Here is a 25420-nt window from a genome sequence, read left to right on the forward strand (position 1 = left end):
CCGTCCGCCCGTCCGCTCGCTCGCCCAGCCGGGCTCAGCCGCCCAGCACGCCGTCCAGGCTTTGGCCTTGCGAGGCCAGCCAAGCCTCCAGCGCCGGCAGCAACGGGCCCAGACGCTCGTCCACCGCGGCGCGCACCGTGTCCACCATGACCTGGGTCTGGCGCTCGATCTCGATGTGCAGGGCTGCGCCCACGCCCTTTTCGGCGAAGGTGGTCATGCGCAGGGTTTCGGGGATCAGCCAGACCTCGAACCAGCCCGAGCCGTCGCGCTCGCGGCCGGCTTCGGCCACGGTCAGGCTGGCGCCGTTCACCGCGATGTAACCCTTGGCGAAGATGTAGCGCATCCACGGCGCGGGCACGCCGATGCGGATCACATGGTTGTTCTCGGGCTGGCGGATGGCCTGCACCGTGGCCATGAAATCGACGTGGCCGGACAGCGGGTGACCGCCGATCTCGGCGCCGTCGCGCGCGGCGCGCTCGACATTGAGCCGGCTGCCCGGCTGCAGCGCGCCCAGCGTGGTGAGGTTCAGGCTCTGCTGCATCACATCGAAGTCGGCGCGGTCGGCCGCCTCGTCCAGCGCCGTCACCGTCAGGCAGACGCCGTCTGAGGCCACGCTGGCGCCGATCTCCAGGCCCTGGCAAAAGCCGGGCGGGAACTGCAGCGTGAAGCTGCGCAGACCGGGACGGTCTTGCAAGGCGGCCACCTGGGCCACGGCTTGAACAATGCCTGTGAACATCGTGATTGAACTGCGGTGAATGAAGAAGACCCTGGGCCCAAAACGCCACCACCGCCCGAAGGCGGTGGAAGACAGGCTGCCCAATTGGAGGAAAGCGCTGGCCTGAGCTTACCAGCTGACCTCGCGCTCCGGCGTGGCACCGATTTTGTGGATGGACAGGTCGGCACCGTCGAACTCTTCTTCCTGGCTCAGACGCAGGCCGACAAAGCGCTTCAGCAGGCCGTAGACCACAAAGCCGCCGGCCAAGGCCCAGGCCACGCCGGCCAGGGTGCCGATCAGCTGTGACCAGAAACTCACCCCGCCCACGCCGCCGCCGGCCTGGCTGCCGAAGATGCCGCAGGCAATGCCGCCCCAGGCACCGCAGAGGCCATGCAGAGGCCAGACGCCCAGCACATCGTCGATCTTCCAGCGGTTCTGCGTCAGGGTGAACATCTTGACGAAGATGTAGCCGGCCACCGCGCCGGTGATCAGCGCGCCATGCGGGTGCATCACGTCCGAGCCCGCGCACACGGCCACCAGGCCGGCCAGCGGGCCGTTGTAGGCAAAGCCGGGGTCGTTGCGGCCGGCCAGCACGGCGGCCAGGGTGCCGCCCACCATGGCCATCAGCGAGTTGACGGCCACCAGGCCCGAGATCTTGTCCAGGGTCTGCGCGCTCATCACATTGAAGCCGAACCAGCCCACCGCCAGCACCCAGGCGCCCAGGGCCAGGAAGGGAATGCTGGACGGCGGATGCGCGCTGATGGCGCCGTCCTTGCGATAGCGGTTCATGCGCGGGCCGAGCAAGAGCACGGCGGCCAGCGCGATCCAGCCGCCCACCGCATGCACGACCACCGAGCCGGCAAAGTCATGAAACTCGGCGCCGAACTGGGCTTTGAGCCAGGATTGAAAACCAAAGCCCTGGTTCCAGACCAGGCCCTCGAACAGCGGGTAGATCAGGCCCACGATCACGGCCGTAGCCGCCAGCTGCGGGCCAAAGCGGGCCCGCTCGGCAATGCCGCCGCTGATGATGGCCGGAATCGCCGCCGCAAAGGTCAGCAGGAAGAAGAACTTCACCAGCTCATAGCCATTGCGCGCCGCCAGGCTTTCGGCCCCGGTGAAGAAGTGCACGCCGTAGGCCACGCTGTAGCCCACCAGAAAGTAGGCCACCGTGGACACCGCGAAATCCACCAGGATCTTGACCAGAGCATTGACCTGGTTCTTCTTGCGCACCGTGCCCAGCTCCAGAAAGGCAAAGCCCGCATGCATGGCCAGCACCATGATGGCGCCGAGCAAGATGAACAGCGCGTCTGCGCCTTGCTTGAGTGATGACAGAGAGGAAGTAGTGTCCATGGGGCGGGCGGGCTGGCTTGTTGTCGGGTCTGGTGGCCGGCCCTTCCTCTTTTCTTTGCACCATCGGAGGGCCAGACGCACCAGATCAGCAAGAACAGTGCCCAAATTGGCGCAGGACTAATCGGGAACGCGCGCACCAAACCAATGCATCAAGCTTCATTTCGGGGCACGAACGCACCAGGGATGAGCACCAGAGCCGGCGACCGTGGCTGGCCCTTCAGGTCCCAACAGCCCCGATTTTTGAGCAGGCCAAGCCGAGCAAAAGCCACGAATGGCCGGATGCCTCTCCTGCAAGCAGCAGGGCGAGCCTCACGGCTCGCCCTGCTGTGGGCGACAAGGCTTCTGCTGACCGAGCAGCTGACGCGAACACTTAGGTCAGCAAGCAAACATTCCCTCGACTGCTAGGACGATACAACTCCACCCGATACTCCTCCTGTGACGGAGCGCTTGAAGTCCACGCGGAGTCGCCTGCGGTGGCAGGGCGCGGACGGGCCCAAAAGAAATGATGGTTTGGAATGGCATGCCACTGCGGGTCGGATCGAGCAGGGGGCCAAGTGTCATCGTTTTAGTACAGGCGAACAACATCGCCGCGAATCTCTTCCTTGCCAACAACCTCATTGATTTGATAGCCAGCATGAACGTAACCCTGGCTTTCCTTCACAACCGCACCATCAGCGAGCACAGCGCGAACTGTGTATCCGCCCTCACCCGGAATATGGATACGAGCGACTGCGCGCTCTCCGATCGCCAAAGGCTTCAACTGCCACGTGGCGTCTGACACTGAGTTCTTGAAACGTACTTCGAGGTAGCGCAAAGCTTGACCGCTTTGGTTCTCGATGTTGATTGTGGCCAGCGGTAGAAACCACTGCTTCACTCCTGCAGTAGCAGCGCCAGCGGCGAAGCCGACCGCCAATAGCAGGAACGCAGCCAAAACAAATTGGATTGAGCGCTTCATATGATGAACCACGGCATGCTATGAAACTTAACGTTTGAGCTAACTGGCCTGCGACGGCAGGACGCCGAAGGGCCAGAATGAAATGAGGCCCGAAGGTGGCATGCCGTTGCAGGTCCGGTTGAGCGAAAGGTTGGGCGTCGTTGCACGCAACGGCATTTAGCACCCAATAAACGATGGCTTAGCCTTCGCGATGACTTGTGAACTCACCGGTCTGATAGATGCAACCTCGGCCGTGTAGCTCCTGTGATCGCATTCGACCCAGGAGGAAAAAGACTTGATCGTGAGTGAGGCTGGCAATTCATACCTGGGCATGACTCCGTTCAACAGCGCATCGGTCCTTTTTCGACCAAGCAAAGGCAGAAGCAGTACCCGAGGTTTCTTGTCCAAAGCGATGGAGGAGACGGGCCGCGGATAGAAGCGGCCCACGGCAGCTGGCAACTTCCGGCGAGACGAATCGTCGGGAACAAAGAAGGCTTCTCCGTCCGTGTCTCGGTCGTCGGTAATGTCGGGGAGTCGGTCAAACTCAATCACCAAAGTACCGGTGAGGCGGACCGTACCAACAAATCTCGCAAAGTATCCATCCTCGCCGCCATCAGAGCGGCTAATGAGCTTAAGCGACAAAGCACCGTCCGAATACTCAGATCGCTCAGGACGGTCCGATGCGCTTGCCTGCGGCGAGGCCGTCGCAGCGAGCGAGAGGAACAATAGAGATACACGAAGGACTTTCATGACGCCCAACTTTGTTACCAAGTCTGCTCAGTTTGGGTATCCAACGCGAAACGCTTGAGTGCCCGCGAGCCACCCGGAAGAAAAAGCCCACTCACCCGCCCCCCGCCACCTTCTCCCCAAACACCTCCACGGCGAACCCCACCGTGAAGCTGCCATCCGACCAGCGCACCAGCGGGCGCTTGATGACGCTGGGCTGGGCCAGGGCGAGTTGGGTGGCGCTGCTGGCGTCGACGGCGGCGGCTTTGGTCGCTTCGTCGAGCTTGCGCCAGGTGGTGCCGGCGCGGTTGATCACCTTGTCCCAGCCCAGGGCCGCCATCCAGAGTGGCAGCTGGTCGGCGGGAACGCCGGCTTTCTTGAAGTCGTGGAATTCAACCGTCAGACCGGGCTGTTCTTGCAGCCAGGTACGGGCGCGTTTGACGGTGTCGCAGTTGGGGATGCCATAAACGGTAATCATGGGTCGCACGCTACCATGACCACATGATCGATTGGTTGGATGAACGCAGCCTGGACTTCCCCCCGACGCAGCGCGCGCTGGGGCCCGAGTCCGACGCCCCGGGCCTGCTGGCCGCCGGCGGCGACCTCCGCCCCGAGCGCCTGGCCGCCGCTTATGCGCGCGGCATCTTTCCCTGGTACGGGCCCAATCAACCGCCGCTGTGGTGGGCGCCGGACCCGCGCATGGTGCTGCAGACCGCCCATTTCAAGCTCTCCCGTTCGCTGCGCAAGACCTTGCAGCACTTCATCCGCACGCCGGGCTGCGAGATCCGGGTGGACAGCGCCCTGCCCGAGGTGCTGCGCGCCTGCGCCCAGGCGCCGCGCGAGGGACAGAGTGGCACCTGGATCCTGCCCGAGATGCAGGCCGCCTACCTGGCCTGGTCGCGGGCGCGGGGCGCCGTGCACAGCATCGAAACCTGGATGGACGGGGAGCTGGCGGGCGGGCTCTACGGTATCAACCTCGGCGGTATGTTTTTCGGCGAATCGATGTTCATGCGCCGCACCGATGCCTCCAAGATCGCCCTGGCCGCCCTGATCTGCCTGTGCCGCCGGCACGGCATTCCCTGGATCGATTGCCAGCAGAACACCCGCCACCTGGCCTCGCTGGGCGCCGCCGAAGTGCCGCGTCAGCAGTTCGAAGCGCATCTGCAGCAAGCCCTGCAACAGCCCAGGCCGCAGGATTGGACCTATCATCCAGCGCTGTGGGCACAGCTGGGCCCGGCGTTTGACCGGGATGCTGGATTCGAGCCCTGATCGGGAGCGTTCGCCCGACGCTCTCCCCCACCTTCTTCCACCCAATTTGCCGCCACCGAGCCGACGACCGTGACCCATCTGAAAGAGCTTCCGCTGGCCCAGCTGCAGTTCTACGCCACGGCCGCCTACCCCTGCAGCTACCTGGCCGACCGCCAGGCGCGCTCCCAGGTGGCCACGCCCAGCCATCTGATCCACGCCGACGCTTACTCCAGCCTGGTGGCGGCCGGATTTCGGCGCAGCGGCCTGTTCACCTACCGGCCCTTCTGCGACGGCTGCAAGGCCTGCGTGCCCATGCGCATCCCGGTGGCCAGCTTCAAGCCCAGCCGCAGCCAGCGCCGCGCCCTGCGCCAGCACCAGCATCTGCAGGCCAAGGTCATGCGCCTGGGCTACAGCCAGGAGCATTACGAGCTCTACCTGCGCTACCAGGCCTCGCGCCACTCGGGCGGCGGCATGGACCACGACAGTGTCGAGCAGTACAGCCAGTTCCTGCTGCAAAGCCGCATCAACTCACGCCTCGTGGAGTTCCGCGAGCGCCGCGACGATGGCGAGATGGTGCTCAAGATGGTGTCCATCCTGGACATCCTCAGCGACGGGCTCTCGGCCGTCTACACCTTCTACGAGCCCGAGGTGCGCTGCAGTTACGGCACCTACAACGTGCTCTGGCAGATCCAGCAAACGCGCGATCTGCAGCTGGCCCACCTCTACCTCGGCTACTGGATCGCCGAGAGCGGCAAGATGGCCTACAAGGCCGATTTCCGCCCGCACCAGCTGCTGCAGCAAGGCCAGTGGCAGTGGGCAGAGGACGGCGAGGGCGGCGTGGGCAGCACAGAGCGCGGGCGCCGCACCTGACTCAATCCAGGAGCGCTGACACCCGCTCGGCCACCGCCAGGCAGCTGGTCAGCCCGGGAGACTCCAGGCCCAGCAGCTGCACCAGGCCAGGCAGGCCATGCTCGGCCGGCCCTTCGATGCGGAAATCGGCGGCTGGCTCGCTCGGAGCGCTGATCTTGGGCCGCACGCCGGCATAGTCGGCTTGCAGGCGCCCCTCGGGCAGATCGGGCCAGTAACGGCGCACCTCGGCGGCAAAGCGCACTCCGCGCGCGGGGTCGACGCGGTAGTCCAGCGCGTCCGGGTCGCTGACGCCGTCCAGCCATTCCACATCAGGCCCGAAGCGGGCCTGACCGCCCAGATCCAGGGTCAGGTGCACGCCCAGGCCCGCGGCTTGGGGCATGGGATAGATCAGGTGCGAAAACGGCGCGCGGCCCGAGAGCGAGAAATAGCTGCCCTTGCAATAACGCGGCGCCGGCTGATGGCGGGCGGCCAGGCCCTCGGTGGCCCGGGCCAAGGCCGGTGCCCACAGGCCGGCGGCATTGACCACGCGCGGGCTCAAGACGGCATAGGGCTCAGCACCGGCCTCGGCCTGCAACTCCACCCGCCAGAGCTCTCCCTGGCGGCGCAGGGCGCGCACCGGGCTGCCCAGGGCCACGCAGCCGCCCGCGGCCTCCAGCTCGCCCTGCAGGGCCAGCATCAGGGCATGGCTGTCGACGATGCCGGTCGAGGGCGAGAGCAAGGCCGCCTCGCAGCGCAGCGCCGGCTCCAGGGCCCGCGCCTGCGCAGCACTCAAGGCTTGCACATCGTCCACGCCATTGCGCCGCGCCTGCTCGGCCAGCGCCTGCAAGGCCGGCAGCTGGGCCGGCTCGGTGGCCACCAGCAGCTTGCCGCAGCGGCGGTGCGGCACGGCATGCGAGGCGCAGAAGTCGTAGAGCAGCTCGCGGCCGCGCACGCACAGCTCGGCCTTGAGCGAGCCGCTGGGGTAGTAGAGCCCGGCATGGATCACCTCGCTGCTGCGCGAGCTGATGCCGCTGCCGATCTGGCCGGCACGCTCCAGCACCAGGGTTTCCAGGCCTCGCTGGGCCAAGGCCCGGCCCACGGCCAGGCCCAGCACGCCGGCGCCCACCACCACGGCGTCCACGCGGTCCAAAGCCGCCTCAGGCCACAGCTCACTCATGCAGGGGACTCGCTTTCCTTTGTTTGACTCGTCTTGCTCCGGCGTCATGCCGGGGCCACACGGCTGCCCATTGTGCGGTGGCCGCCACAAACGCCAGCCCGCCCTGCGGCACGGAAGCCCACCCCGGAGCGCGCTCTGCGCCCCAACGCCCGGCGCGGCGCAGAAATGCACCACTTTGCCCGCCCTGTTCAGGCTTTGACTGGGCGCAGCTCGCCCCGAAACTCCGCAGCCAAGAAGCCCAGGCGCTGCGCGCGTGGATGGAACACCCATCCCGGTGCCCGCGCCAACACGGGCTCACACACCGGCATCAGCACGGCCCAGGGAGCCACCCGCTTGCCCGCGAAGACACGCCCCACCCGGGCGCGATATGCGGCGCGAGCAGATCAGACCGCCGAGAGCGCGCACAACAGCGCTCCGGCCGAGACCGAGCGAGGGATGGCGATGACGGCGCACACCCAGGAGCTGGCGGCTGCCGCTCACCCCAACAACGACCACGACAGAGACCACGGCGGCGGCAGCCAGGCCATACGGCGCACGCGCCGCATCTTGATCGTGGACGACAGCCGCGCCATCCAGGCCTTGATCCGCCGCTGCCTGGACTGCGAAGAGTTGGGCCCTCTGCAGATCGAAACCGCCAGCGATGGCCTGGACGCCCTGACCCAGGTGGCGCGCTTCCGGCCCGATCTGGTGCTGGCCGACTGGCACATGCCCGGCGCCTCAGGCCTGGAAATGCTGCAACGCCTGCGCCAAGCGGGCTTTGAGCAGCTGCCCGTGGGCTTCATCACCATGGACCGGGGCAGCGATTGCCAACGCCGCGCGCAGCAATATGGCGCCCTGTTCCTGCTGCACAAACCGTTTGCTGCGGGCGAGCTGCGCCAGGCCGTGGCGCAGGGCTTGGGGCTGACGCTGACACCGGGCGGCCAGGAGCGGGTCGCGCAGCCAGCCTAAAATGCGCGCCCTTTCCCGTTTGTTACCCGATCAGCCCAATAGGGCGGCTTCCTCGCGGAAGCCCTGCCCCTCCCCAGCCCATGAACATCACCGTCCTTGACGAACTGCGCGCCTACATCGACCCGCTGACCCCCGAAGAACACCAGGCGCTGGAGCGCAGCATCCTGGCCGAGGGCTGCCGCGACGCGCTGGTGCTCTGGGGCGAAATCCTGGTCGACGGCCACAACCGCTACGGCATCTGCCAGAAGCACGGCATCCCCTTCCAGACGGTGCAAAACCCGCGCTTCAAATCCATGGAAGACGTGCATCTGTGGATGATCGACCAGCACCTGGGCCGGCGCAGCGTGTCGGATTTCCAGCGCGGCATCCTGGCCCTGCGCAAAAAGGAAATCGTCGCCGCGCGCGCCAAGGAGGCGGTGGCCCGCCTGGCCGAAGCCGGCTCGGCGGGCGCGGTGGAGTTCCCGCCCGACCTGGCCGATGGCCTGCCCACCGGCCCGGACAGCAGCGCCCTGCCCCCGCCCGAGCCGCTGACCAGCCGCGAGGCCATCGCCAAGGCCGCGCGCATCAGCAGCAACACCGTGGTGCAGATCGAGAAGATCCAGAAAAGCGCCGCGCCCGAGCTGGTCGAGGCGGTCAAGGCCGGCACCATCTCCATCAACGCCGCCGCCGCCGTGGCCAGCCTGGCGCCGGAAGAACAGATCGCCGCGGTGGCCGGCGGCAAGAAAGAGCTGCAACAAGCCGCCAAGCGCGTGCGCGAGGGCAAGAGCGGCAACCGCGCCCCCAAGGCCGCCGAGGCCGGCACTGAGGCCAGTGGCGAAGCCGGCAGCGCCGCCGAGAGCGCCAGCGACGCCGACCTGCGCAACCGTGAAACCCAGCTCAAGCTGCTGCAGGACACCGTGGCCGAGCTGACGGCCGAGAACAAGCAGCTCAAGGATGAGGTGCTGCGGCTCAAGGATCAACTCGCGCTGCTGCAGCAACAGCAGTAGCAGCTGCAACAGCCACAGCAAGCAGGCAGCGGCACCTGATCGCGAAACTCGGCTGAATCGCCCCACGGAGCGGCTACAGTGAGGCCCACCGCGGCCTCCACCCCTTCCCTCAGCAAGCACCCGATGGACAGCGATCTCCAGGCAGAAAACCAGGCCCTGCGCCGGCAGCTGGACAGCCTTTTGCGCGAAGCGCGCAACAACGAAGAGAAGATGCGCCGTTTCGACCAGCTGGAACACCGGCTGATCGGCGCCCGCTCCATGGCCGAGCTGCTGAGCCTGCTGCTCAATGACTACCGCCAGGCCTTTGGCATCGATGCCGTGTCCATGGTGCTGCTGGACCGTGACGACGAAGCCAGCCGCATGCTGGACGCTGAGCGCCACCGCCACGAGGGCCCCAATCACCACGAACCCGCGCCGCTGGACGGCCTGACCCTGCTGCCCAGCATCGCCCCGATCGCGCCGCTGTTCCAGGGCCAGTTGCACCAGCCCTGGCTGGGCCCCTTCAACGAGCAGCGCCACCGCCCGCTGTTTGGCGCGCCCCATGCTGCGCCCCATCGCGCACGTCAAGCCACCCTGGCCTCGGTGGCCCTGCTGCCCCTGTCACGCCACGGCGAGCTGATCGGCAGCCTGCATTTCGGCAGCAGCGACCCGGCCCGCTACGAACGCGGCGCCGGCACCCAGCTGCTGGAGCGCCTGGCCGCCATCGTCTCGGTCTGTCTGGACAGCGCGCTCAACCAGGAGCGGCTTAAGCTGGCCGGCCTGACCGACATGCTGACCGGCGTGCACAACCGCCGCTATTTCGAGCACCGCTGCTTGATCGAGATCGCGCAAGCGCGCCGCTACCGCCACGACCTGGCCTGCCTGTTTCTGGACCTCGATCACTTCAAGGCCATCAACGACCGCCACGGCCACCCGGCCGGCGACGAGGTGCTGCGCAGCATCGGCCACCTGATCCAGTCGCAGCTGCGCCTGGGCGACACGATTGCCCGCTTTGGCGGTGAAGAGTTTGTGGTGCTGCTGCCGCAGGCGCCGCTGCTGCACGCGCGCGAGATCGCCGAGCGCATCCGCGCCAGCATCGCCGCCCGTGCCCTGCTGCTGCCCAGCGGCGAGTTCATCCCGGCCACCGTCTCGGTGGGCCTGGCCATGCTGGAGCGCGCGCCCGAAGGCAGCCGCGAGCCCGACGACAAACAAGCCCTGGCCCTGCGCCTGGTGGACGCGGCCGATCAGGCGCTCTACCGCGCCAAGGCTGAGGGTCGCAACCGGGTGGTGCTGAGCAGCGAGCCGCGCATACAGGCGCTGTCGGCCTGAAGTTCAGGCGCTAGGTCTTGTGATCGCGTGGCTGGCGCCAGCTTGGTTTTGCAGGCGACTTCTTGCGATCCCGCCCCCAGCCATCGCAGCCGCAATCACAGCAGCTGCAGCCATCGATCAGGCGGCTGAAGATGCGAGAGCCATCACCGGCGTCGCAGCTGTTGCATCCGCCCAGGTCGCCGAGATCGCAGCCGCAATCGCAGTCCCCGCGCTGGGCGGCCAGCGGCCGACGCCCGCCGCCGGCCACTCCGGCCACCTCGGCCATCTCGGCCTGACAACGCCGGTGCAAGTCACCACAAGCCGCCAGACGCAGGCGCAAGACACCCAGGCCGCGCCACACGCCGAGGCGGCGAATGGCCCGGTAGCCCAGGGCCGAGCAGCCCGCTGCATGCCGGCGATGCACGCGGTAGGCGCAGACAAAGCCTTTGTGCGGCGACAGAAAACGCTGGTAGCCCCGGATCAGGGCCAGGGCCAGCCATCGCAGCCCACCCAAGCGCCGGCTTGGCATCGACAAGGGATCAGCCGCCCGGCGGGGTGAAGCGCAGCGCGCCGGCGATGCGATTCCAGGCATTGATGGCGGCGATGGCCGCGGTCAGGTTGGCGATCTCGCCTTCGCTGAACTGGGCTTGCAGATCGGCATACAGGCTGCCCTCCACCGGGGCGGCGGCCATGCGGGTCAGGGCCTCGGTCCAGGCCAGTGCGGCACGCTCGCGGGCGCTGAAGGCATGCGAATCGCGCCAGGCGGCCAGCTGGTCGAGCTGGCGCTGCGCCAGGCCCAGCTTGCGCGCCAGGTTCAGATGGAACTGCAGGCAGAACGCGCAGCCATTGATCTGCGAGGCGCGCAGCTTGAGCAGTTCGACCAGGCCCTTGTCCAGGCCCGAGGCGTCGACCGCGCGGCTGTAGTCGCGCAAGGCGCTGACCACACCGCCGGCATGCGTTTCGAACGCAGCCCAGTCGATGCGCGCCTGAACCGGCGCGGTGCCGCCCGCGCTAGCGGGTGCGGCTGGGGATTGAGGGGAAGCAGCGGTGTCACTCATGGTGAATCAGGTCCAAGCCAGATCGAACGGCGTCCGATGAAGCTCGCAGTTTCGCAGAGCCGGGCGCCCCTGCCGAAACTCAGGGGCGCAGCGTGGCCGCCTGCGCCTGCAGCAGATGGAAACCCCGCACCAGGTCCACCAGGGTCTGGGCCTGGGCGTGCAGGCTCTCGGCCGCGGCGGCGCTCTCTTCCACCAGGGCAGCGTTCTGCTGCGTGCTGGAGTCCAGATCGGTGATGGCCGAGTTGACCTGACCGAGGCCGGCGCCCTGCTCGCGCGTGGCTTCACTGATCTCGGCCACGGCGGTGCTGACGCGGCCGATGCTGTGCACGATCTCGCCCATGGAGCGGCCGGCGGTTTGCACCAGCTTCAGGCCGGCATCGACCCGCTCGCTGCTGCCGCTGATCAAGCCCTTGATCTCGCGCGCCGATTCGGCGCAATGCTGGGCCAGGCTGCGCACTTCCTTGGCCACCACGGCGAAGCCGCGGCCCTGCTCGCCGGCACGGGCGGCCTCGACGGCGGCATTGAGCGCCAGGATGTTGGTCTGGAAGGCGATCGCGTCGATGGTGCCGATGACCTCGCTGATCTTGCCGCTGGCACGGCTGATGCCGTCCATGGTCTGCACCAACTGCTCCATCACCTCGCCACCCTGCTGGGCAGCGGCATTGGCGCTGAGGGCCAGATCGCTGGCGACACCGGCGGACTCGGCCGTTTGGGTGACCGCCACGGTCAGCTGCTCGACCGAGCTGGCGATCTGCTGCAGGCTGCTGGCGCCGCTTTCGGTGCGGCTGGACAGGTCCTGGCTGCCCGCGGCGACCTGCGAGATGGCGGTGGAAATGCCATCGGTGGCCAGGCGCACCGAGCCGATGGTGCGGGCCAGCTGCAAGCGCATGCGCTCGACACTGCCGGCCAGCAGGCCCAGATCGTCATGGCGCAGGGCCTGCACCGGCTGGGACAGATCGCCCTCGGCCACGCGCAGCACGGCGGCATTGAGTGCGGCCAGCGGCTGGCCCACCCAGCGGCGCAGCAGCCCGTACAGGCCGGCCGCCAGGGCCAGGCTGGCCAGGCCCAGGGTCAGCCAAAGATGGCGCTGCACGCGCCAGTGCTCGCGCAAGGCCTCGGCATCCGAGACCTCGGCCAGCACCCACCAACCCGTGGCCTCGCTGCGCTGACCCACCAGCCAGGTGTCTTTCTGCTTGGGGTTCAGCAAGGCCGGCGCCGGGCCGGCGAAACCGGCCGGCTTCTTGAACATCTCCTGCAGGAAACGATCGGCCTCAGGGCTCAGCTCGGCCACCGGCTTGCCGGCCTGGCTGGGGTGGGCGCGCAGCAGGGGCTGGCCCTTGGCGCCAGTCGGGTCCACCAGGTAAAGGCCACCGGTTTCGAAGAGCTTGACCTCGCGCGTCAGCTGCTCCAGCGAGCGCTGGAACTCCGAGGTGTCGAAGCCGACGAAGAGAATGCCGACCACCCGACCCGCAGCGTCCTTGACCGGCTGGTAATGGTTCATGAAGGGGCGGCCGAAGAGGACGGCGCGGCCGACATAGGGCTGGCCCTGCATCAGCGTGGCATAGGCCGGGTGATTGCTGCCCAGCAAGGTGCCGACGGCACGCTCGCCGTTTTCCTTCTTGAGCGAGGTGCTGATGCGCAGAAAGTCATCGCCCTGGCGCATGAAGATGGTGGCGGCGCCGCCGGAATTGCGGCTGAAACGGTCCACCGCCTCGAAATTGCCGGCTAGGCGGGTCTGCTCGAATTGCAGGTCACGGCCATCGGCACTGAGGCTGAAGCTGCCCTGGAACTCGCTGGCAAAGGTGTTGTAGAAACGCTCGACCATCAGCCGCGCGCTGTTGTCAAAAGCATCGGCCATTCGGGCCACCGAGGCCGCCTCGCTGGTGGCCAGCGCGGCGGCGCGCTCGCGTTCCACGCCGTTCGATTGCAGGCTCAGGCCCAGGGTGGTCAGGCCGATCAGCAGGGCCACACCGAGGCCGCCGATCCAGGCCACGCGGCGGGCCAGGGAACTGGGGCGGCCGGCGCGTTGCGCGGCCGGCATGGCTTGGGTGGAGCGTTGGGTGAAGCGTTGGGCGGAAGAAGAAACAGCTACAGCGGGAGAGGCAAACATCGTCAGGGTCCAGGCGGTCGGTCGTCGTTGATTCGGTCATTCGCACAGCCATGCATGCCGCCCGGCGGTCCTCGGGGACTGCCGCTCAAAGGCGGAATGAAGAACGGAAAAGGAATCGCGATCGCCAACAAGCAAGGCCGGCCCGGTCCATGAGAACGGGCAAAACGCGTCAGACGATGAACACAGGCCTGAGATCGGGCGCACGCGGCGCCGGTGAAGGGCGAACTCGCGGGCAAGTTCGCAGTCGAGACCGGGATGAACCCGTCCTCCTTGTCAGGCTGTGGCGGCCCCGCTGTCGTGGCGCGCGGAAGCAGGCTGATGGGTTGTGGCGCGGCCAGGCGTTCACCATTCCGTGCCTCCGCGGTCGTAGACCGGAAGCTTTGCGACCCCGTTTTTCAATCGGGTGTGCCAACACCAGTTCTCGCCAGGCCTTGTGGGCCTCTGGTTCTGAACTGGTATTTGATTGTGATCAAGACTCGATCGCAAATCAAGGGAAAACCCTAGGTCTCGCGACGCAACGAGACATCGTTCACGGCCGCGCCTTCCCGGCCTCGCCTCGCTGCTCTTCGCTGCACCGCCGCAGCTCAAGGCCGGTAGAGGCGGATCTCCGAGCGCTGGTAGTTCCAGACCGACACATAGGATTTGAGGAACTGATAGCCCAGACCCAGATGCGGGCCCTGGCCCGGCGCATCGCTGGCGTCCAGGGTCAGGTGCAGCTCCTGCAAGGGCGGCAGGGCTACACCCTGGATGCTGAGCCCGCTGAGACTGGCGCGCAGATGCTGCGAGGGCTGGCCCAGCAGATAGCGCCCCGGCGTGACGCGCAGCAGCCCCTGGGCCTCCAGTTGCTCACGCAAGGCCGGGCTCAGGCGCAGGGAGCCCAGGTTGCCGGTGTCCACGGTGGCGCGCAGGCGCTGCCCGCCCAGCTGCACCTCCAGCTCCGGCATCTTGCCGTTCACCCCAGTGGGGCGAAATTTCATGACCAGAAGCAATGCCGCGGCGGGATCCGGCCGGTACTGCGGCACCTCGTCCGCTTCCGGGTCCGCAGCCCCTGCCGCAGGCAGGGCAAAGAAATCCAGGATCTGCTGCTGGTAATCCAGCGCGAACTCGTAGTCACGGCTGAAGCCATGGCCCAGCATGCCCAAAAAGCGTTCGCTGATGGCGGCCTCGAGAAAACTGAAGTCGGCATGCGGCAGCCCGGCCAGCGGCGCGAAGGCCAGCTCCCCCGCCAGCACCAGATCGCGCAAGGGCGCGCGCTGCCGGTACAGCACCAGGGCCTGCCCGGAGGCGGCATGGCCGCGCGCCATGAACTGGTCCTTGGCCATGGGCAGCACATGGCGGTTGATGAACAAGGGGAACTCGGTGCCGGTGTCGAACATCAAGCGCCCGGCCCGCCTGCCGACCTTGGCGTCGATCAGGATGTAGCCATTGACCCGATGAAAGGGCAGGCTGAAACGCGCGCGCGGGGTGGCCAGCAAGGCCGACCCAGGCCCCGCCCCTGGCACCCCATTCGCGCCGGCTGAACCCCAGGGCAACGCCAGGGCTGCGGCGCTGGCGCCCCACTGTTTCAGGCAGCGCCGGCGCGCGCCGCTCGTCAAAGACGGCGCGCGCTCCCGTTTCAAGAACCCACCTTGGCGGTCACCGCCTGGCGGGTCTTGGCATCCTCGATCCAGACGGTCGAGCCCTGCTTCTTCAGCTCGCCGCGCACCACGTACTGGCCGTCAGGCTCGGGCTTGAAATCGACCACGCCCTCGGTGGAATACCAGGTGCCTGCCATCTGGCTGGCCATGGCCTGAATCGGCGCTGCGGTGGCGTGGCTGGCCACCAGCTTGACCTTCATCGGCCGGGCCGGCAGCGCCCGGCTGGTGAACACCGTGGTCAGCGCAAAGCCCTTGCCCTGGCTGGCGCGGGCACTGTCGCCGATGGCGTTGTCGATGCGATTGCCATCGATCTCGGCCAGCACAAACATCTGGGCTTTGGTGCCGTCCTCCAGCCGGCCGGAATCGGTCACGGTGGCGGTCGGGCCTTTGTAATCCGCTGGAATGGGCTGGTAGCTGGCGCAGCCGGCAAACAGAGCCGAGACGGCCAGCAGCGCAAAAGTTGAACGCAGACGCATCGAAAAATCCTCCCTGTTGAACCGGGGCATTCTGCGGGAAAGGAGGGCTGCTCGAGCGCACATTCACTCAGGGTTTTACAGAGCCACCGGCGTGCGGCCGCCCGGAGGCTCAACGCCGGGTGTCTGGGTCCCAGTGTTCGACGATGCGGCCCTGCGCGTCCAGGCGGAAGAGATCGAACCAGGTGCTGGTGTAGGTCTGGCCCGGCGCCTTGGGATCGGCATGCACCGAGACAAACACCAGGTTCACCAGGTCGCCCTCGGCCAGGATGGCCACCAGAGGCGCCTCGACGCGCGCCGCCACCGGCCGCGGCTTGCTGAACTTGCGGAAGAACTCGACAAAGCCCGCCCGGCCGTTCGGCACATTGGGGTTGTGCTGAACATAGTTCTCGGCCAGGTACTGCTCGGCGCGGTCCAACTGGCCCGCCTCCAGCACCTCGCGCCAGAAGTCGTAGACCCGCTGCTTGTGGGCCGCCAGGCGGGCATCGTCGCTGTGCAACAGGCGGTCGTGATCAGGCTCCGGCATGACCGGGCTTTGCGCCTGCACGGCCGCAGCGCCCAGCAGCAGCATGGGCAGCGCCAACAGCCAGCCGGCGGCCCGGGGGCGCAAGCGGGCCGTGCTCAGCAGTGCAATCTTCATGAGGCAAGCTTCCTTCCGAGTTTTACAAATGCAGGCATTGGACGCCCGCCAGGCCGCACGCGCGCCCACCCTGTGCTCGGTGCCCGCCCGGCTGGGACGAAACGACCAGGGATTGATGCCCGGCCTCTGCCACCCCACGAGCCGCAGCGCGAGATCGGCCCGCCCGCGTGCACATCCCGTTATGCTGCGCGGCTGTTCACCGCGAGACCGTTTTCATGATGTCCACCCCGGCTTCAGACTCGAACACCCACCCGGCCGCCGGGGCGGCCCGCCCACGACGCGCCACCCGTGACATCTCCGTCGGTCTGGAGGTCTTGCTCGCCGAGATGGCGGACGCCGGGGCCCCGGCCAGCGAACCCTTCGATGTGCTCATCATCGGCAGCGGCTACGGCGGTGCGGCGGCGGCCGAGTATGTGTCGCGCTGCGCGACGGCCGATTCCCCCGATCGGCCCATGCGCATCGCCGTGCTCGAGCGCGGCCAGGAGTACCTGCCTGGCGCCTTCCCGCGCCGCATGGCCGATCTGCCCGGCCATGTGCGCTTCGCCACCGCGGGCAGCGCCGAGGTCAAGGGCTACCGCAAGGCCCTGTTCGACTTCCGCCTCGGGCCGGATATGTGCGTGGTTCTGGCCAATGGCCTGGGCGGCGGTTCGCTGATCAATGCCGGGGTGATGGAGCCGGCCCTGGCCTCGGTCTTCGAGGGTGAGCGCTGGCCGCAAGCCCTGCGCCGCGACCCCGGCCAGATGCAGGCCTGGTACGAGCAGGCCGGCCGCGCCCTGGGCAGCCTTGATGCGCAAGGCCAGCCCAACACCATCGCCCGCCTGAGCGGCCACCGCCCGCGCCGGGCCGACTTCCTGGCCCAGTTGGGCGCCGAGGGCGCCGTGCCGACTCGCCAGGTGCCCATCACCGTGGCCCTGGAGGCCGCGCCGCGCAGCGCCGCCGGCCTGCCGCTGGAGCGCTGCATCGCCTGCGGTGACTGCGCCACCGGCTGCAACCAGGGCGCCAAGGAATCGCTGGACACCAATTTGCTGCGCCAGGCCCAGGCCCGTGGTGTGCGACTGGTGACGGGGGCCACGGTGCGCCATCTGGAGCGCAGCGCGGGCGATGAGCCTGTTTGGACCGTGCACCTGTCCCACACCGACGAAAAGCTGAACGCCCGAGAGCCACGCGATCTGCAGCTGCGCGCCCGGCATGTGGTGCTGGCGGCGGGCAGCCTGGGCTCGACCGAGATCCTGATGCGCTCGCGCGAGCAAGGCCTGCCCCTGTCCGACCGGCTGGGCGAGCAGTTCAGCGGCAATGGCGATGTGCTGGCTCTGGCCGTCGATGCGCCGGGCGATCTGAACGCCCTGGCGGACGAAGACCAGGCGCCCGCCCAGCGCGAGGTCGGCCCCACCATCACGGGCCTCATTGATGTGCGCGAGGCGGGCGGCTTTGTGATCGAGGACCTGGCCATCCCGGGGCCGATGCGCTGGGCCTTTGAAGAGAGCTTCGCCATGGCCGAAACCCTGCACGGCCTGGCCCGGCCGGACCGCAGCGAGCATGGCAGCAGCCTCAGCTTCGACGACCCTTATGCCATCCCGGTGGCGCGGCGCCCGCGCATGCTGCCGGTGGCCGTGATGGGCCTGGATGCGGCCATCGGCCGCCTGCACAGCCCGGCGCGCAAGCAGCAAGCCCCCGAGCCCGGCACCCTCGGCGTGCACTGGCCGCAAGCCCGGCAAGACCCCGCGGTTCAGGCCCGCCACGACTGGCTGAACCTGCGTCTCGCTCGTCATGGCGCGCGCCTGCTGGCCAACCCCATGTGGCGGCTGCTGCCGGCCGAGATGAGCTTTCTGATCAATGACCAGCGCGGCCCCATGCTGACCGTGCACCCACTGGGCGGCTGCGCCATGGGCGACGAGGCCAGCCGCGGCGTGGTCAATGAATGGGGCCAGGTCTTCAGCGGCCGCTTCGGCGAGGCCGTGCACCCGGGCCTGGCCGTGCTGGACGGCGCCATCGTGCCGGCCGCCGTGGGCATCAACCCGGCGCTGACCATCACCGCTTTGAGCCTGCGCGCCCTGGCCGGCTTGCGCCAACGCTGGGGCTTGGTCGAGGGCAAGCCTCGCCAGAAGCAAGACCTGACACCGCGCCCCGTCTATCGCCCGATCGACCCCGAGCAGGCACCCGCGAGCCAGCCCACCCTGGCCGAGTTCCGCGAGCGCATGGGCGGCTATGTGCGCCTGCCCGGCGCGCCGGGCGGCGAGCTCAAGTATCTGGAGCTCACGTTTGTATTCGAGCCGGTGGCCCTGCAGGACTTGCTGCAGCCGGGGCCGCAACGCCGCTTGCAGAGCGGGCCCGGGGGCCAGAGCCGACTGCGCCTTTTCGACACCGCCGCCGACCCCGACTCGCCCGGCCGGCCCATGATCGTCAGCGCCGACCCGCAGCGCCAGGGCCTCAAGCTCTGGATGCATGCCGAGCGTGAGGACCGCGATGCGCGCTGGCTGGCGCCGCTGGAGCAGGCACAGCTGCAGGTCTTCCACCGCGCTCGCAGCAGCCACCGCCAGCGCCGCTGCAGCGCACTGAAAGCCTGGTTCATGAATCGCGGCTGGCGCGACAGCATGTTTGCCTTGATGGACAAGCTGCAGCAAAGCGAGGCGCCCAAACCCCGTTTCGGCCCTCGCCCCAAGGACTTTCTCGAGCGGGCCCGCAACGCCCTGGCCCTGGCCAGCCATGGCGGCCAGCTGCGCCTGATGGAGTACCACGTCCATCCCCAGCGGCCGGAGCCGGGTCAGGTCTTGCCCGCCTGGCTGCAGCCGCTTTATGCCCAGCCCCTGCACGGCGTGAAGCGCATCAGCTACACCCGTCGCTCCAACCCCTGGACCCAGCTCAGCCGCATGAGCCTGGAGGCGCCGCAGCTGCCAGGCCTGGACGGCGGCACGCCGCAGCTGGACCTGGATCTCTTCTACCTGGCCCGCCAAGGCCAGCCCCTGCTGCGCATCACCCAGCAGCAGGACCTGGCCAGCGCCATGCGCGATGTCGGCTCCCTGCTCAGCTATGTGCTGCGCCTGCTGATCGGCGTGCACATCTGGAGCTTCCGCAAGCCCGACGCGGCGCCGCCGCGCCAGCCCCAGCGCCTGCCGGCCGAGGTGCCGGGCCTGCCGGCGCCCGAGATCTGCGAGCTGGCCGTGGGCCGGCGTGGCGAAGCCGGGCTCTCGCGCCAGCCGGTGCAGACACGCGAAGCAGACGATGACGACCAAGCCGTGCACCTGCGCTTGACCCGCTACCGCGCCAAAGCCGGCGGCCATGGCCAGCCGGTGCTGATGCTGCACGGCTACAGCGCCAGCGGCACGACCTTTGCGCACCACTCGGTGCAGCCGGGCCCAGCCCAGCTCTTGTGGGACGCCGGCTTCGACATCTGGATCGCCGACATGCGCACCAGCGCCGGCATGCCCTCGGCCCGCCTGCCCTGGACCTTTGAGGAATGCGCGCTCAACGACATCCCGGTGGCGGTGGACCATGTGCTGCGCGCCAGCGGCAAGCCCCAGATCGATGTGCTCGCACATTGCATGGGCTCGGTGATGCTGCACATGGCCTTGCTGCAGCCTCAAGCCCAACCCTTCGAGCACTTCTACCCCCTGCGTCAGAAGCTGATGGCCGGCGGGCTGATCCGCCGGCTGGTGATCTCGCAGGTCACGCCCAAGATGATCTTCTCGCCGACCAACAGCTTGCGGGCGCAGCTGATGCAGTACATCCGGCCCTACCTGCCACTGGACGACTACAGCTTCCGCCCGAGCGAGCCGGCGGGCCTGACGGACCAACTGATCGACCGTCTGTTGTCCAGCCTGCCCTACCCGGACAAGGAGTTCGACATCGAGAACCCGCCCTTCCCCAGCCTGCGCAAAACGCCGTGGACGGCCACCCGCCATCGCATGGACCTGCTCTACGGGCGCGACTTCGCCATCGGCAATGTCGATCAGCCGGTGTTCGATTTCATCGATGACCATTTCGGCCCGCTGAACATGGACACCGTGGCGCAAGCCATCAACTTCGCGCGCAGCAACGAGATCACCGACTGGAGCGGCGCCAGCCTCTACCTCGATGACATGGCCAAGACCCTGGCCCAGCTGCAGCAGTTCCCGGTGTTGTCCATCCACGGCCAGGACAACGGCCTCTGCCAGGCCGAGAGCGCCGAGCTGACGGCCGATCTCTACGAACAGGTGGCGCCAGGCCGCTACCGTTTCCGCGTGATCGCCGAGCATGGCCACCAGGACTGCCTGATCGGCCGCCACATCGAGCAACGCGTCTTCCCCCACATCATCGGCTTCCTGAAGGAGGGCTTGTCGTGATGCCCCAGCGTCTCCCCCCTGCCGAAGCACAGAGGCTCGACCCGGAACTGCGCAGCGCCCACCCGCCCCTGCACCGCCTGGAAGTGCGCCACCGTGCGGCACCCGCCGCCCTGCCCGACACCGATGCGCCAGCTGGGCAAGACCTGGCCCTGGTGCTGACCGCCTTGCAGCCCGAGCTGGGCTGGCCGCGGCTCTGGGCCTGGCTGCCGATGCGGCGCGTGAGTGCCGATGAATGGCAGCCGTTGCAGCCCGATGCGCCCCTGGCCAGCCAGGCGCGGCTGCAGGTGTTTGAGAAGCCGGCCGGCGATGGCACGCGCGAACCCCTGCCCGGCGAGCCGCTGCGCCATGCCATACCGATGGACTTCTTCGAGGGCGGGCCCGATGAAGATGCCGCCCTGCTCTGCCTTCTCGTCTACGCCGACGCCCGCACGCCGCGCCGCGAGGGCGAGCGGCCGCCACCGGGCCTGGAAGACGCCCTGCGCGACGCCCTGGCCCAGCCGCCGCTGAGCTGGCGCCACGCCCTCGTACAGCGGCCCGACACCCAGCCCGAGCAGGCCCGGCCTGGCCAGGCCCTGAGCCTGGTACTGGCCGCCTGCCAGTACCCGCCGGGCGTGCTCGATGCCAGCCAGCCGGCCGACACCGCGCCCGAGCTGGTGGGCCCAGCCCAGGCCTCGCTGGCTCGATTGCTGGCTTTCAGCCGCGAGCATGCGCGCGGGGCTGAGCTGTCCTTGCTGCTGCTGGCCGGCGATGAGATCTATGCCGATGCCAGCGGCGGCCTGGCCGATGCGGGCACGCGAATCGAGCGTTATGCCAAGCCCTACCAGCATTTCAAGGCCGGTCTGGTTCGGCATCTGCCGCCCAGCCTGGCGCGCATCGTCCACGCCCCCGACGACCACGAGATCGAAGACAACTGGGAGCCTGTCGCTGACCCCTCGGCGCCTGGCGGCCTGCGCCGCGGCCCCTTCTTTGAGGCGGCGGTGGCCGCCGCCTGGGCGGCGCGCTGGGAGCCCGGTGATGAGCAGGAGCGCCCGGGGCTGTTCCAGCATTTCTGGCACGACTTCGTCTGGCGCGGCGCTGCTTTCTTCATCGGCGACACCCGCACCGAGCGCGAACCCCGGCATAGCAGCAACTGGCGCGAAGCCCGCATCTTCAGCCCGGAGCAGGAAGCGGCATTCGCGCACTGGCTGCGCAGCCATCGCGAGCGCCCCCGCCTGGTCTTGACCGGCTCCCTGCTGCTGCCGCGCCGCCGCGCCTGCCAGGAGCATGCCGCCAGCGCCCTGCACTCGGACGCCTGGTGCGGCTACCCGGCCAGCCTGAAGTCTCTGCTGGCCGAGCTCTGGGCCCAGCAGGCCGACGGGGTGGTGTTTCTCTCCGGCGACGAGCACCGCTCGGGCTTCGTCAGCGCCGAGATCTGCGCGCTGGACGCCAATGGCGAGGCCCAGGGCTCAACCGTCCGCCTGCACAGCATCCACAGCTCAGCCCTCTACGCCCCCTGGCCTTTTGCCGTCACCGATGTCGAGGCCCTGGCCGAGCCCGACGAGTTCACCTTCGCAGGCCCCGAGGGTCAGGTCTTGCGCTGCCGCGTCAGCGCCTGGACGGACTTCCCCGGCGATGGCTTCGCGCTCTTGCGTGTGGAAGGCAGCGAGCTGCAGCTTTGGTACGACCGGGCCGGGCGGCCGCTCCATCGCCTCAGCGGGCCGGACTTGCCGGCGCCGGATGGGCGCTTCCCGCTGGGGCTGTGAGCTGAAGGCTCAGGGCTTGGCAGCAAGCTCGGCGGCTTCGGCCAGGTGCTTGCGGTAGCTGTCGAGCACGCGCGGGCTGCGGCCGGCGGCCTCGGCCAGGCTCAGGGCGCGAGCGAACTCGGCGCGTGCTTCGGCGCGACGGCCCAGCTTGAGCAAGACCTCGCCGTGGCTGTCGGCGGCATTGTCTGACTTGGGGTAGAGCCGCGCATTGGCCCAGCACCAGGGCCGACAGTTGCACGCGCAGCACCTGCTTGCCGTCGCCCAGGATGGAGCACCTCCGCTATCAGCGTCGGCATCGCTCAAACCCGGCGCAAGGAACGCTCTATCCCTTCATCAACCTGATCAAAGCTTCCATGCACTTCGGGTATCGACGACCCCAATCCACGAGGTGCGACTCAAGCAACTCTGGGCCTGTTTGGCCAAATTCAGCAATGAAGTTGCGGGCTCCTACGGCCCAAATCTCTTGCAAAACTATCTCGTCACGGGATTCAGCAACCCGGGCCATCTCTTCCAGCAAGGCCCGCGCCGCCTGCGGGTCCCGGCTGCGCAGGTCGTTCAGCAGGTTGAACGCCGCTTGGGCCCACTGCTCCCACAGCGCCGCTTCGTCACGCGCTTTCGCGGCCTGGGCCATCTCGTCCAGCAAGGCCCGCGCCGCCTGCGGGTCCCGGCTGCCCAGGTCGTTCAGCAGGTTGACCGCCGCTTGGGCCCACAGCTCCCACAGCGCCGCTTCGTCACGCGCTTTCGCGGCCTGGGCCATCTCGTCCAGCAAGGCCCGCGCCGCCTGCGGGTCCCGGCTGCCCAGGTCGTTAAGCAGGTTGACCGCCGCTTGGGCCCACAGCTCCCACAGCGCCGCTTCGTCACGCGCTTTCGCGGCCTGGGCCATCTCGTCCAGCAAGGCCCGCGCCGCCTGCGGGTCCCGGCTGCGCAGGTCGTTCAGCAGGTTGAACGCCCCTTTGGCCCGCTGCTCCCACAGCGCCGCTTCGTCACGCGCTTTCGCGGCCTGGGCCATCTCATCCAGCAAGGCCCGCGCCGCCTGCGGGTCCCGGCTGCCCAGGTCGTTCAGCAGGTTGACCGCCCCTTTGGCCCACTGCTCCCACAGCGCCGCTTCGTCTGCGACTCGAGCAACTTGATGCATGTGCCGCGCGAGCTGCCAGGTTTCGGTTGGAAACTGTGCTGACAGACGGGCCAGCAAGTTGACACCAAGCAAAGCCCAAGCCAAGGTCCCTGAGTCCGGAGGCGCTTGGAACAACAAGGCCATGGCAGTTCTGGCGCCTCCTTGGTACTCAAAGAGGGAATCCTGACGCAGGGTTTGACTCAGACGGTCCAGGAAGGCTGCGCTACCCAATGGATTTGCCCGCCAAGCCACGGCCATCAGTGCCTGACATTCAGCTGTGGACTTTTGACTCAACTCGGAAAGAACAAAATGCTCGCCCACCAGATCCGGTTCGAGCGGCAAGACTTCGGTACGAGGGGGCTCGCGACCGGTCATTGCGGCAAACAAATCAGGGTGCAAATGAGGGTTCCAACTTGGCAACAAACCAGGGATAGGTACCTCCGGAACCCTGCCGTGTTGCAATGGCAATCCACCACTGAGAGTCGCCAAAGCAAGCAAGGTTTCCTCGGCCCGCCCGGATCCCAGGCCGGCCGCCTCACAAGCCGGGCGCCAGAACTTGGTGCGCCAACGACGGATGACTTCATCCATCAGGAGCCCAGTGTCAAAGGACTGAAGTTCGGGGCTGCCTTTTGACGACGCCAAAATCATGGCATCTGCCAGCATTAGCGCGAAAAGCGGCCGCTCTTGCGCATCCAAACGAGCAAGCGCCTGCAATGTATGGGCCCGCTCTGGGAGCGAGCGATGCGCAGCCTGGTAGGCCGCCTCAAACAAGGGCCAGGGGTCCGACAGTGCGCCCAGCTTCATTGGGCGTTTGAGCTCGCCGGTTTGCCTCAAAGCATGCTCGGCATCCCCTCGCGCCACAATGTCTTCGAGCAAACTGCGTTCATCGGCTTCACGCAGCAGAAGAAGGACTCGAACTGGACACGCCAAAGGATAGAGGGCCTCAGGCATGGTGCGACTGGCAAGGGCATGGAGCAAAGTTCGCGTGCGAGCTGAATCCTTGGTCGCGTAGTCCAGCACGATCAAGGTTGGAACCAATGGCTGCCACCTCAGCCAGTCACGCTCACGCTCTGCATCCGGTAGAAAACCTGCATACCATCCCTCGCGTTGGCTCAAACAGAGCTCCAATGCCAGACGGCTTTTGCCTGCACCGCCAGGCCCTTGAATCACCAACCAACGCAAGGGATCGGCACCTGAGAGAAAGCTGCCCAGTCGTTGCAACTCACCCTCTCTGCCAAAGAGCGGAACACTTCGCGACCCGAAATAGAGCCTGGACGCGTTCTCAGTGCTCCAAGCGGCTGGAGCGAGCAAGGGCAAACGGAGGTAGGGCTGCTCGTAATGCTTCTTCTCGACGGCGCGATGCCCGGGTTGATTCTGGGCAAGAAGAAAGCTGCGAGCCCGTTCAAAGGAAGCAGAAAATCGGTCTACAGGCTTGACCAAGCTCCGATGATCAGCCTCTGCCACAAAGTCGAAATCTCGATTCCGAAAACCGGCTGTAGAGCTCCACTCACCCACCACACCGTCGCCACCAGCCACCACATGACGCACTTCGATGTGGCGATCGGCCTCAGCCTCCGCCCAATCCCGTCCTAAACGACTCATGAAATCAGAGCCAATGGCGAGGTCACGATCCTGGTTACCCAGCCGCGGAGACAGAGCGGACCCTAAATGTGGAGTTGCAAAAGCCAGAATACGGCGCAAGCGCAAGGCACCCGGACCTTGCAATTCGTTCAATGCAGCCCTGCGCGCGAGCAGTCCACCCATGCTGTGAGCGAACACCACGATCATGTTGTATTGCTGAAACTGGGGCGTATCGAGGTGACCTAGGAAGCAACGAGCCAATTCATCAATGCCAGGGCCGGCACCTGCGAGGTTGGTGGCGTACTCATAGGGCTCGGCGATCTCAAACCGTTGCGCGACCTCCTGGTCAGCTCTGAGCAATTCAGGGAATTTTCCCCAAGTCTGCCTATCACCTCCTCTGCCGTGAACAAAAACAACCAGCGACTTGGTACCGGACCTACCCACCTGAATGCCTCCCCGTCTTCTGATTCTTCAGGCGCGAAGTCGCTGTTGCGGAAACAAACCGCCGCGACCCAGAGTCAGCACC

Annotated in this window: 21 protein-coding genes and 1 riboswitch; of the genes, 7 read left to right on the top strand and 14 right to left on the bottom strand. The window is 67.4% G+C overall.

What is annotated here, in order from left to right:
* Positions 1–34: 34 nt before the first annotated feature.
* The 5 genes from OOB33_RS18865 to OOB33_RS18885 all read right to left on the bottom strand — a co-directional run bounded on the left by OOB33_RS18865 (position 35) and on the right by OOB33_RS18885 (position 4203).
* Complete coding sequence (locus OOB33_RS18865; protein WP_102767101.1) at positions 35–736, bottom strand: riboflavin synthase subunit alpha; 702 nt, start codon at positions 734–736, stop codon at positions 35–37.
* Positions 737–844: 108 nt separating this feature from the next.
* Positions 845–2047 (bottom strand): ammonium transporter, encoded by a 1203-nt coding sequence (locus tag OOB33_RS18870; protein ID WP_271010084.1) that lies wholly within the window; start codon positions 2045–2047, stop codon positions 845–847.
* A gap of 583 nt (positions 2048–2630) precedes the next feature.
* Positions 2631–3020: a hypothetical protein gene (locus tag OOB33_RS18875; RefSeq protein ID WP_271009775.1), complete on the bottom strand. Its 390-nt coding sequence runs from the start codon at positions 3018–3020 to the stop codon at positions 2631–2633.
* A gap of 156 nt (positions 3021–3176) precedes the next feature.
* On the bottom strand, positions 3177–3749 hold the full coding sequence (locus OOB33_RS18880) for a hypothetical protein (protein WP_271009776.1): 573 nt from the start codon (positions 3747–3749) through the stop codon (positions 3177–3179).
* 91 nt (positions 3750–3840) lie between these two features.
* Positions 3841–4203, bottom strand: a complete 363-nt coding sequence (locus tag OOB33_RS18885; RefSeq protein WP_271009777.1) for an arsenate reductase — start codon at positions 4201–4203, stop codon at positions 3841–3843.
* Between the two features lie 23 nt (positions 4204–4226).
* On the opposite strand from OOB33_RS18885, the gene aat reads away from it, so the two are divergent.
* Both aat and OOB33_RS18895 read left to right on the top strand, forming a co-directional pair.
* The gene (aat, locus tag OOB33_RS18890; RefSeq protein ID WP_271009778.1) at positions 4227–4994 is read left to right on the top strand and encodes a leucyl/phenylalanyl-tRNA--protein transferase; all 768 of its coding nucleotides are present in this window, start codon (positions 4227–4229) and stop codon (positions 4992–4994) included.
* A 69-nt stretch (positions 4995–5063) separates the two neighbouring features.
* Complete coding sequence (locus OOB33_RS18895; RefSeq protein ID WP_271009779.1) at positions 5064–5843, top strand: arginyltransferase; 780 nt, start codon at positions 5064–5066, stop codon at positions 5841–5843.
* Position 5844: 1 nt separating this feature from the next.
* Here OOB33_RS18895 and OOB33_RS18900 read toward each other — a convergent pair whose 3' ends face one another.
* The gene (locus OOB33_RS18900) at positions 5845–6999 is read right to left on the bottom strand and encodes an NAD(P)/FAD-dependent oxidoreductase (RefSeq protein WP_271009780.1); all 1155 of its coding nucleotides are present in this window, start codon (positions 6997–6999) and stop codon (positions 5845–5847) included.
* Between the two features lie 441 nt (positions 7000–7440).
* Between OOB33_RS18900 and OOB33_RS18905 the strand changes: the two genes are divergently transcribed.
* From OOB33_RS18905 to OOB33_RS18915, 3 genes are all read left to right on the top strand, one after another.
* Entirely contained in the window at positions 7441–7947 is a 507-nt protein-coding gene (locus tag OOB33_RS18905) for a response regulator (RefSeq protein ID WP_271009781.1), read from the top strand.
* Positions 7948–8027: 80 nt separating this feature from the next.
* The gene (locus tag OOB33_RS18910) at positions 8028–8933 is read left to right on the top strand and encodes a plasmid replication/partition related protein (protein WP_271009782.1); all 906 of its coding nucleotides are present in this window, start codon (positions 8028–8030) and stop codon (positions 8931–8933) included.
* A gap of 78 nt (positions 8934–9011) precedes the next feature.
* On the top strand, positions 9012–10241 hold the full coding sequence (locus OOB33_RS18915) for a GGDEF domain-containing protein (RefSeq protein ID WP_271009783.1): 1230 nt from the start codon (positions 9012–9014) through the stop codon (positions 10239–10241).
* 10 nt (positions 10242–10251) lie between these two features.
* On the opposite strand, the gene yidD is transcribed toward OOB33_RS18915, so the two are convergent.
* The 6 genes from yidD to OOB33_RS18945 all read right to left on the bottom strand — a co-directional run bounded on the left by yidD (position 10252) and on the right by OOB33_RS18945 (position 16138).
* Complete coding sequence (gene yidD / locus OOB33_RS18920; RefSeq protein WP_271010085.1) at positions 10252–10749, bottom strand: membrane protein insertion efficiency factor YidD; 498 nt, start codon at positions 10747–10749, stop codon at positions 10252–10254.
* A 10-nt stretch (positions 10750–10759) separates the two neighbouring features.
* Positions 10760–11278 (bottom strand): carboxymuconolactone decarboxylase family protein, encoded by a 519-nt coding sequence (locus OOB33_RS18925; RefSeq protein WP_271009784.1) that lies wholly within the window; start codon positions 11276–11278, stop codon positions 10760–10762.
* 79 nt (positions 11279–11357) lie between these two features.
* A complete protein-coding gene (locus tag OOB33_RS18930; protein WP_271009785.1) occupies positions 11358–13388 on the bottom strand; it encodes a methyl-accepting chemotaxis protein in 2031 nt (676 codons plus the stop codon).
* Positions 13389–13667: 279 nt separating this feature from the next.
* Positions 13668–13808, bottom strand: a riboswitch (cyclic di-GMP riboswitch).
* A gap of 164 nt (positions 13809–13972) precedes the next feature.
* Positions 13973–14863, bottom strand: coding sequence for a hypothetical protein (locus OOB33_RS18935; RefSeq protein WP_102767115.1), 891 nt, complete (start codon positions 14861–14863; stop codon positions 13973–13975).
* A 140-nt stretch (positions 14864–15003) separates the two neighbouring features.
* Positions 15004–15501, bottom strand: coding sequence for a hypothetical protein (locus tag OOB33_RS18940; RefSeq protein WP_171829293.1), 498 nt, complete (start codon positions 15499–15501; stop codon positions 15004–15006).
* Positions 15502–15610: 109 nt separating this feature from the next.
* Complete coding sequence (locus OOB33_RS18945; RefSeq protein WP_271009786.1) at positions 15611–16138, bottom strand: nuclear transport factor 2 family protein; 528 nt, start codon at positions 16136–16138, stop codon at positions 15611–15613.
* A 215-nt stretch (positions 16139–16353) separates the two neighbouring features.
* On the opposite strand from OOB33_RS18945, the gene OOB33_RS18950 reads away from it, so the two are divergent.
* Both OOB33_RS18950 and OOB33_RS18955 read left to right on the top strand, forming a co-directional pair.
* On the top strand, positions 16354–20457 hold the full coding sequence (locus tag OOB33_RS18950; RefSeq protein ID WP_271009787.1) for an FAD-dependent oxidoreductase: 4104 nt from the start codon (positions 16354–16356) through the stop codon (positions 20455–20457).
* The gene (locus OOB33_RS18955) at positions 20457–22199 is read left to right on the top strand and encodes an alkaline phosphatase D family protein (protein WP_271009788.1); all 1743 of its coding nucleotides are present in this window, start codon (positions 20457–20459) and stop codon (positions 22197–22199) included. The genes OOB33_RS18950 and OOB33_RS18955 overlap by 1 nt, the downstream gene beginning before the upstream one ends.
* Positions 22200–22208: 9 nt before the next feature.
* Here OOB33_RS18955 and OOB33_RS18960 read toward each other — a convergent pair whose 3' ends face one another.
* Together OOB33_RS18960 and OOB33_RS18965 are read right to left on the bottom strand one after the other, a co-directional pair.
* Positions 22209–22355 (bottom strand): hypothetical protein, encoded by a 147-nt coding sequence (locus tag OOB33_RS18960; RefSeq protein ID WP_271009789.1) that lies wholly within the window; start codon positions 22353–22355, stop codon positions 22209–22211.
* Positions 22356–22521: 166 nt separating this feature from the next.
* The gene (locus OOB33_RS18965) at positions 22522–25338 is read right to left on the bottom strand and encodes an alpha/beta hydrolase (RefSeq protein ID WP_333780339.1); all 2817 of its coding nucleotides are present in this window, start codon (positions 25336–25338) and stop codon (positions 22522–22524) included.
* Between the last annotated feature and the right edge of the window lie 82 nt (positions 25339–25420).

It is taken from the genome of Paucibacter sp. B51 (assembly GCF_027863535.1).
Taxonomy (GTDB): Bacteria; Pseudomonadota; Gammaproteobacteria; order Burkholderiales; family Burkholderiaceae_C; genus Paucibacter_A; species Paucibacter_A aquatilis.

Bases quoted from the DNA above. Each gene is read 5' to 3' on its own strand.
- OOB33_RS18905 (WP_271009781.1), top strand. From the start codon at position 7,441: ATGACGGCGCACACCCAGGAGCTGGCGGCTGCCGCTCACCCCAACAAC.
- OOB33_RS18910 (WP_271009782.1), top strand. From the start codon at position 8,028: ATGAACATCACCGTCCTTGACGAACTGCGCGCCTACATCGACCCGCTG.
- aat (WP_271009778.1), top strand. From the start codon at position 4,227: ATGATCGATTGGTTGGATGAACGCAGCCTGGACTTCCCCCCGACGCAG.
- OOB33_RS18900 (WP_271009780.1), bottom strand. From the start codon at position 6,999: ATGAGTGAGCTGTGGCCTGAGGCGGCTTTGGACCGCGTGGACGCCGTG.
- yidD (WP_271010085.1), bottom strand. From the start codon at position 10,749: ATGCCAAGCCGGCGCTTGGGTGGGCTGCGATGGCTGGCCCTGGCCCTG.
- OOB33_RS18925 (WP_271009784.1), bottom strand. From the start codon at position 11,278: ATGAGTGACACCGCTGCTTCCCCTCAATCCCCAGCCGCACCCGCTAGC.
- OOB33_RS18865 (WP_102767101.1), bottom strand. From the start codon at position 736: ATGTTCACAGGCATTGTTCAAGCCGTGGCCCAGGTGGCCGCCTTGCAA.
- OOB33_RS18955 (WP_271009788.1), top strand. From the start codon at position 20,457: ATGCCCCAGCGTCTCCCCCCTGCCGAAGCACAGAGGCTCGACCCGGAA.
- OOB33_RS18940 (WP_171829293.1), bottom strand. From the start codon at position 15,501: ATGCGTCTGCGTTCAACTTTTGCGCTGCTGGCCGTCTCGGCTCTGTTT.
- OOB33_RS18930 (WP_271009785.1), bottom strand. From the start codon at position 13,388: ATGTTTGCCTCTCCCGCTGTAGCTGTTTCTTCTTCCGCCCAACGCTTC.
- OOB33_RS18950 (WP_271009787.1), top strand. From the start codon at position 16,354: ATGATGTCCACCCCGGCTTCAGACTCGAACACCCACCCGGCCGCCGGG.
- OOB33_RS18945 (WP_271009786.1), bottom strand. From the start codon at position 16,138: ATGAAGATTGCACTGCTGAGCACGGCCCGCTTGCGCCCCCGGGCCGCC.
- OOB33_RS18885 (WP_271009777.1), bottom strand. From the start codon at position 4,203: ATGATTACCGTTTATGGCATCCCCAACTGCGACACCGTCAAACGCGCC.
- OOB33_RS18880 (WP_271009776.1), bottom strand. From the start codon at position 3,749: ATGAAAGTCCTTCGTGTATCTCTATTGTTCCTCTCGCTCGCTGCGACG.
- OOB33_RS18875 (WP_271009775.1), bottom strand. From the start codon at position 3,020: ATGAAGCGCTCAATCCAATTTGTTTTGGCTGCGTTCCTGCTATTGGCG.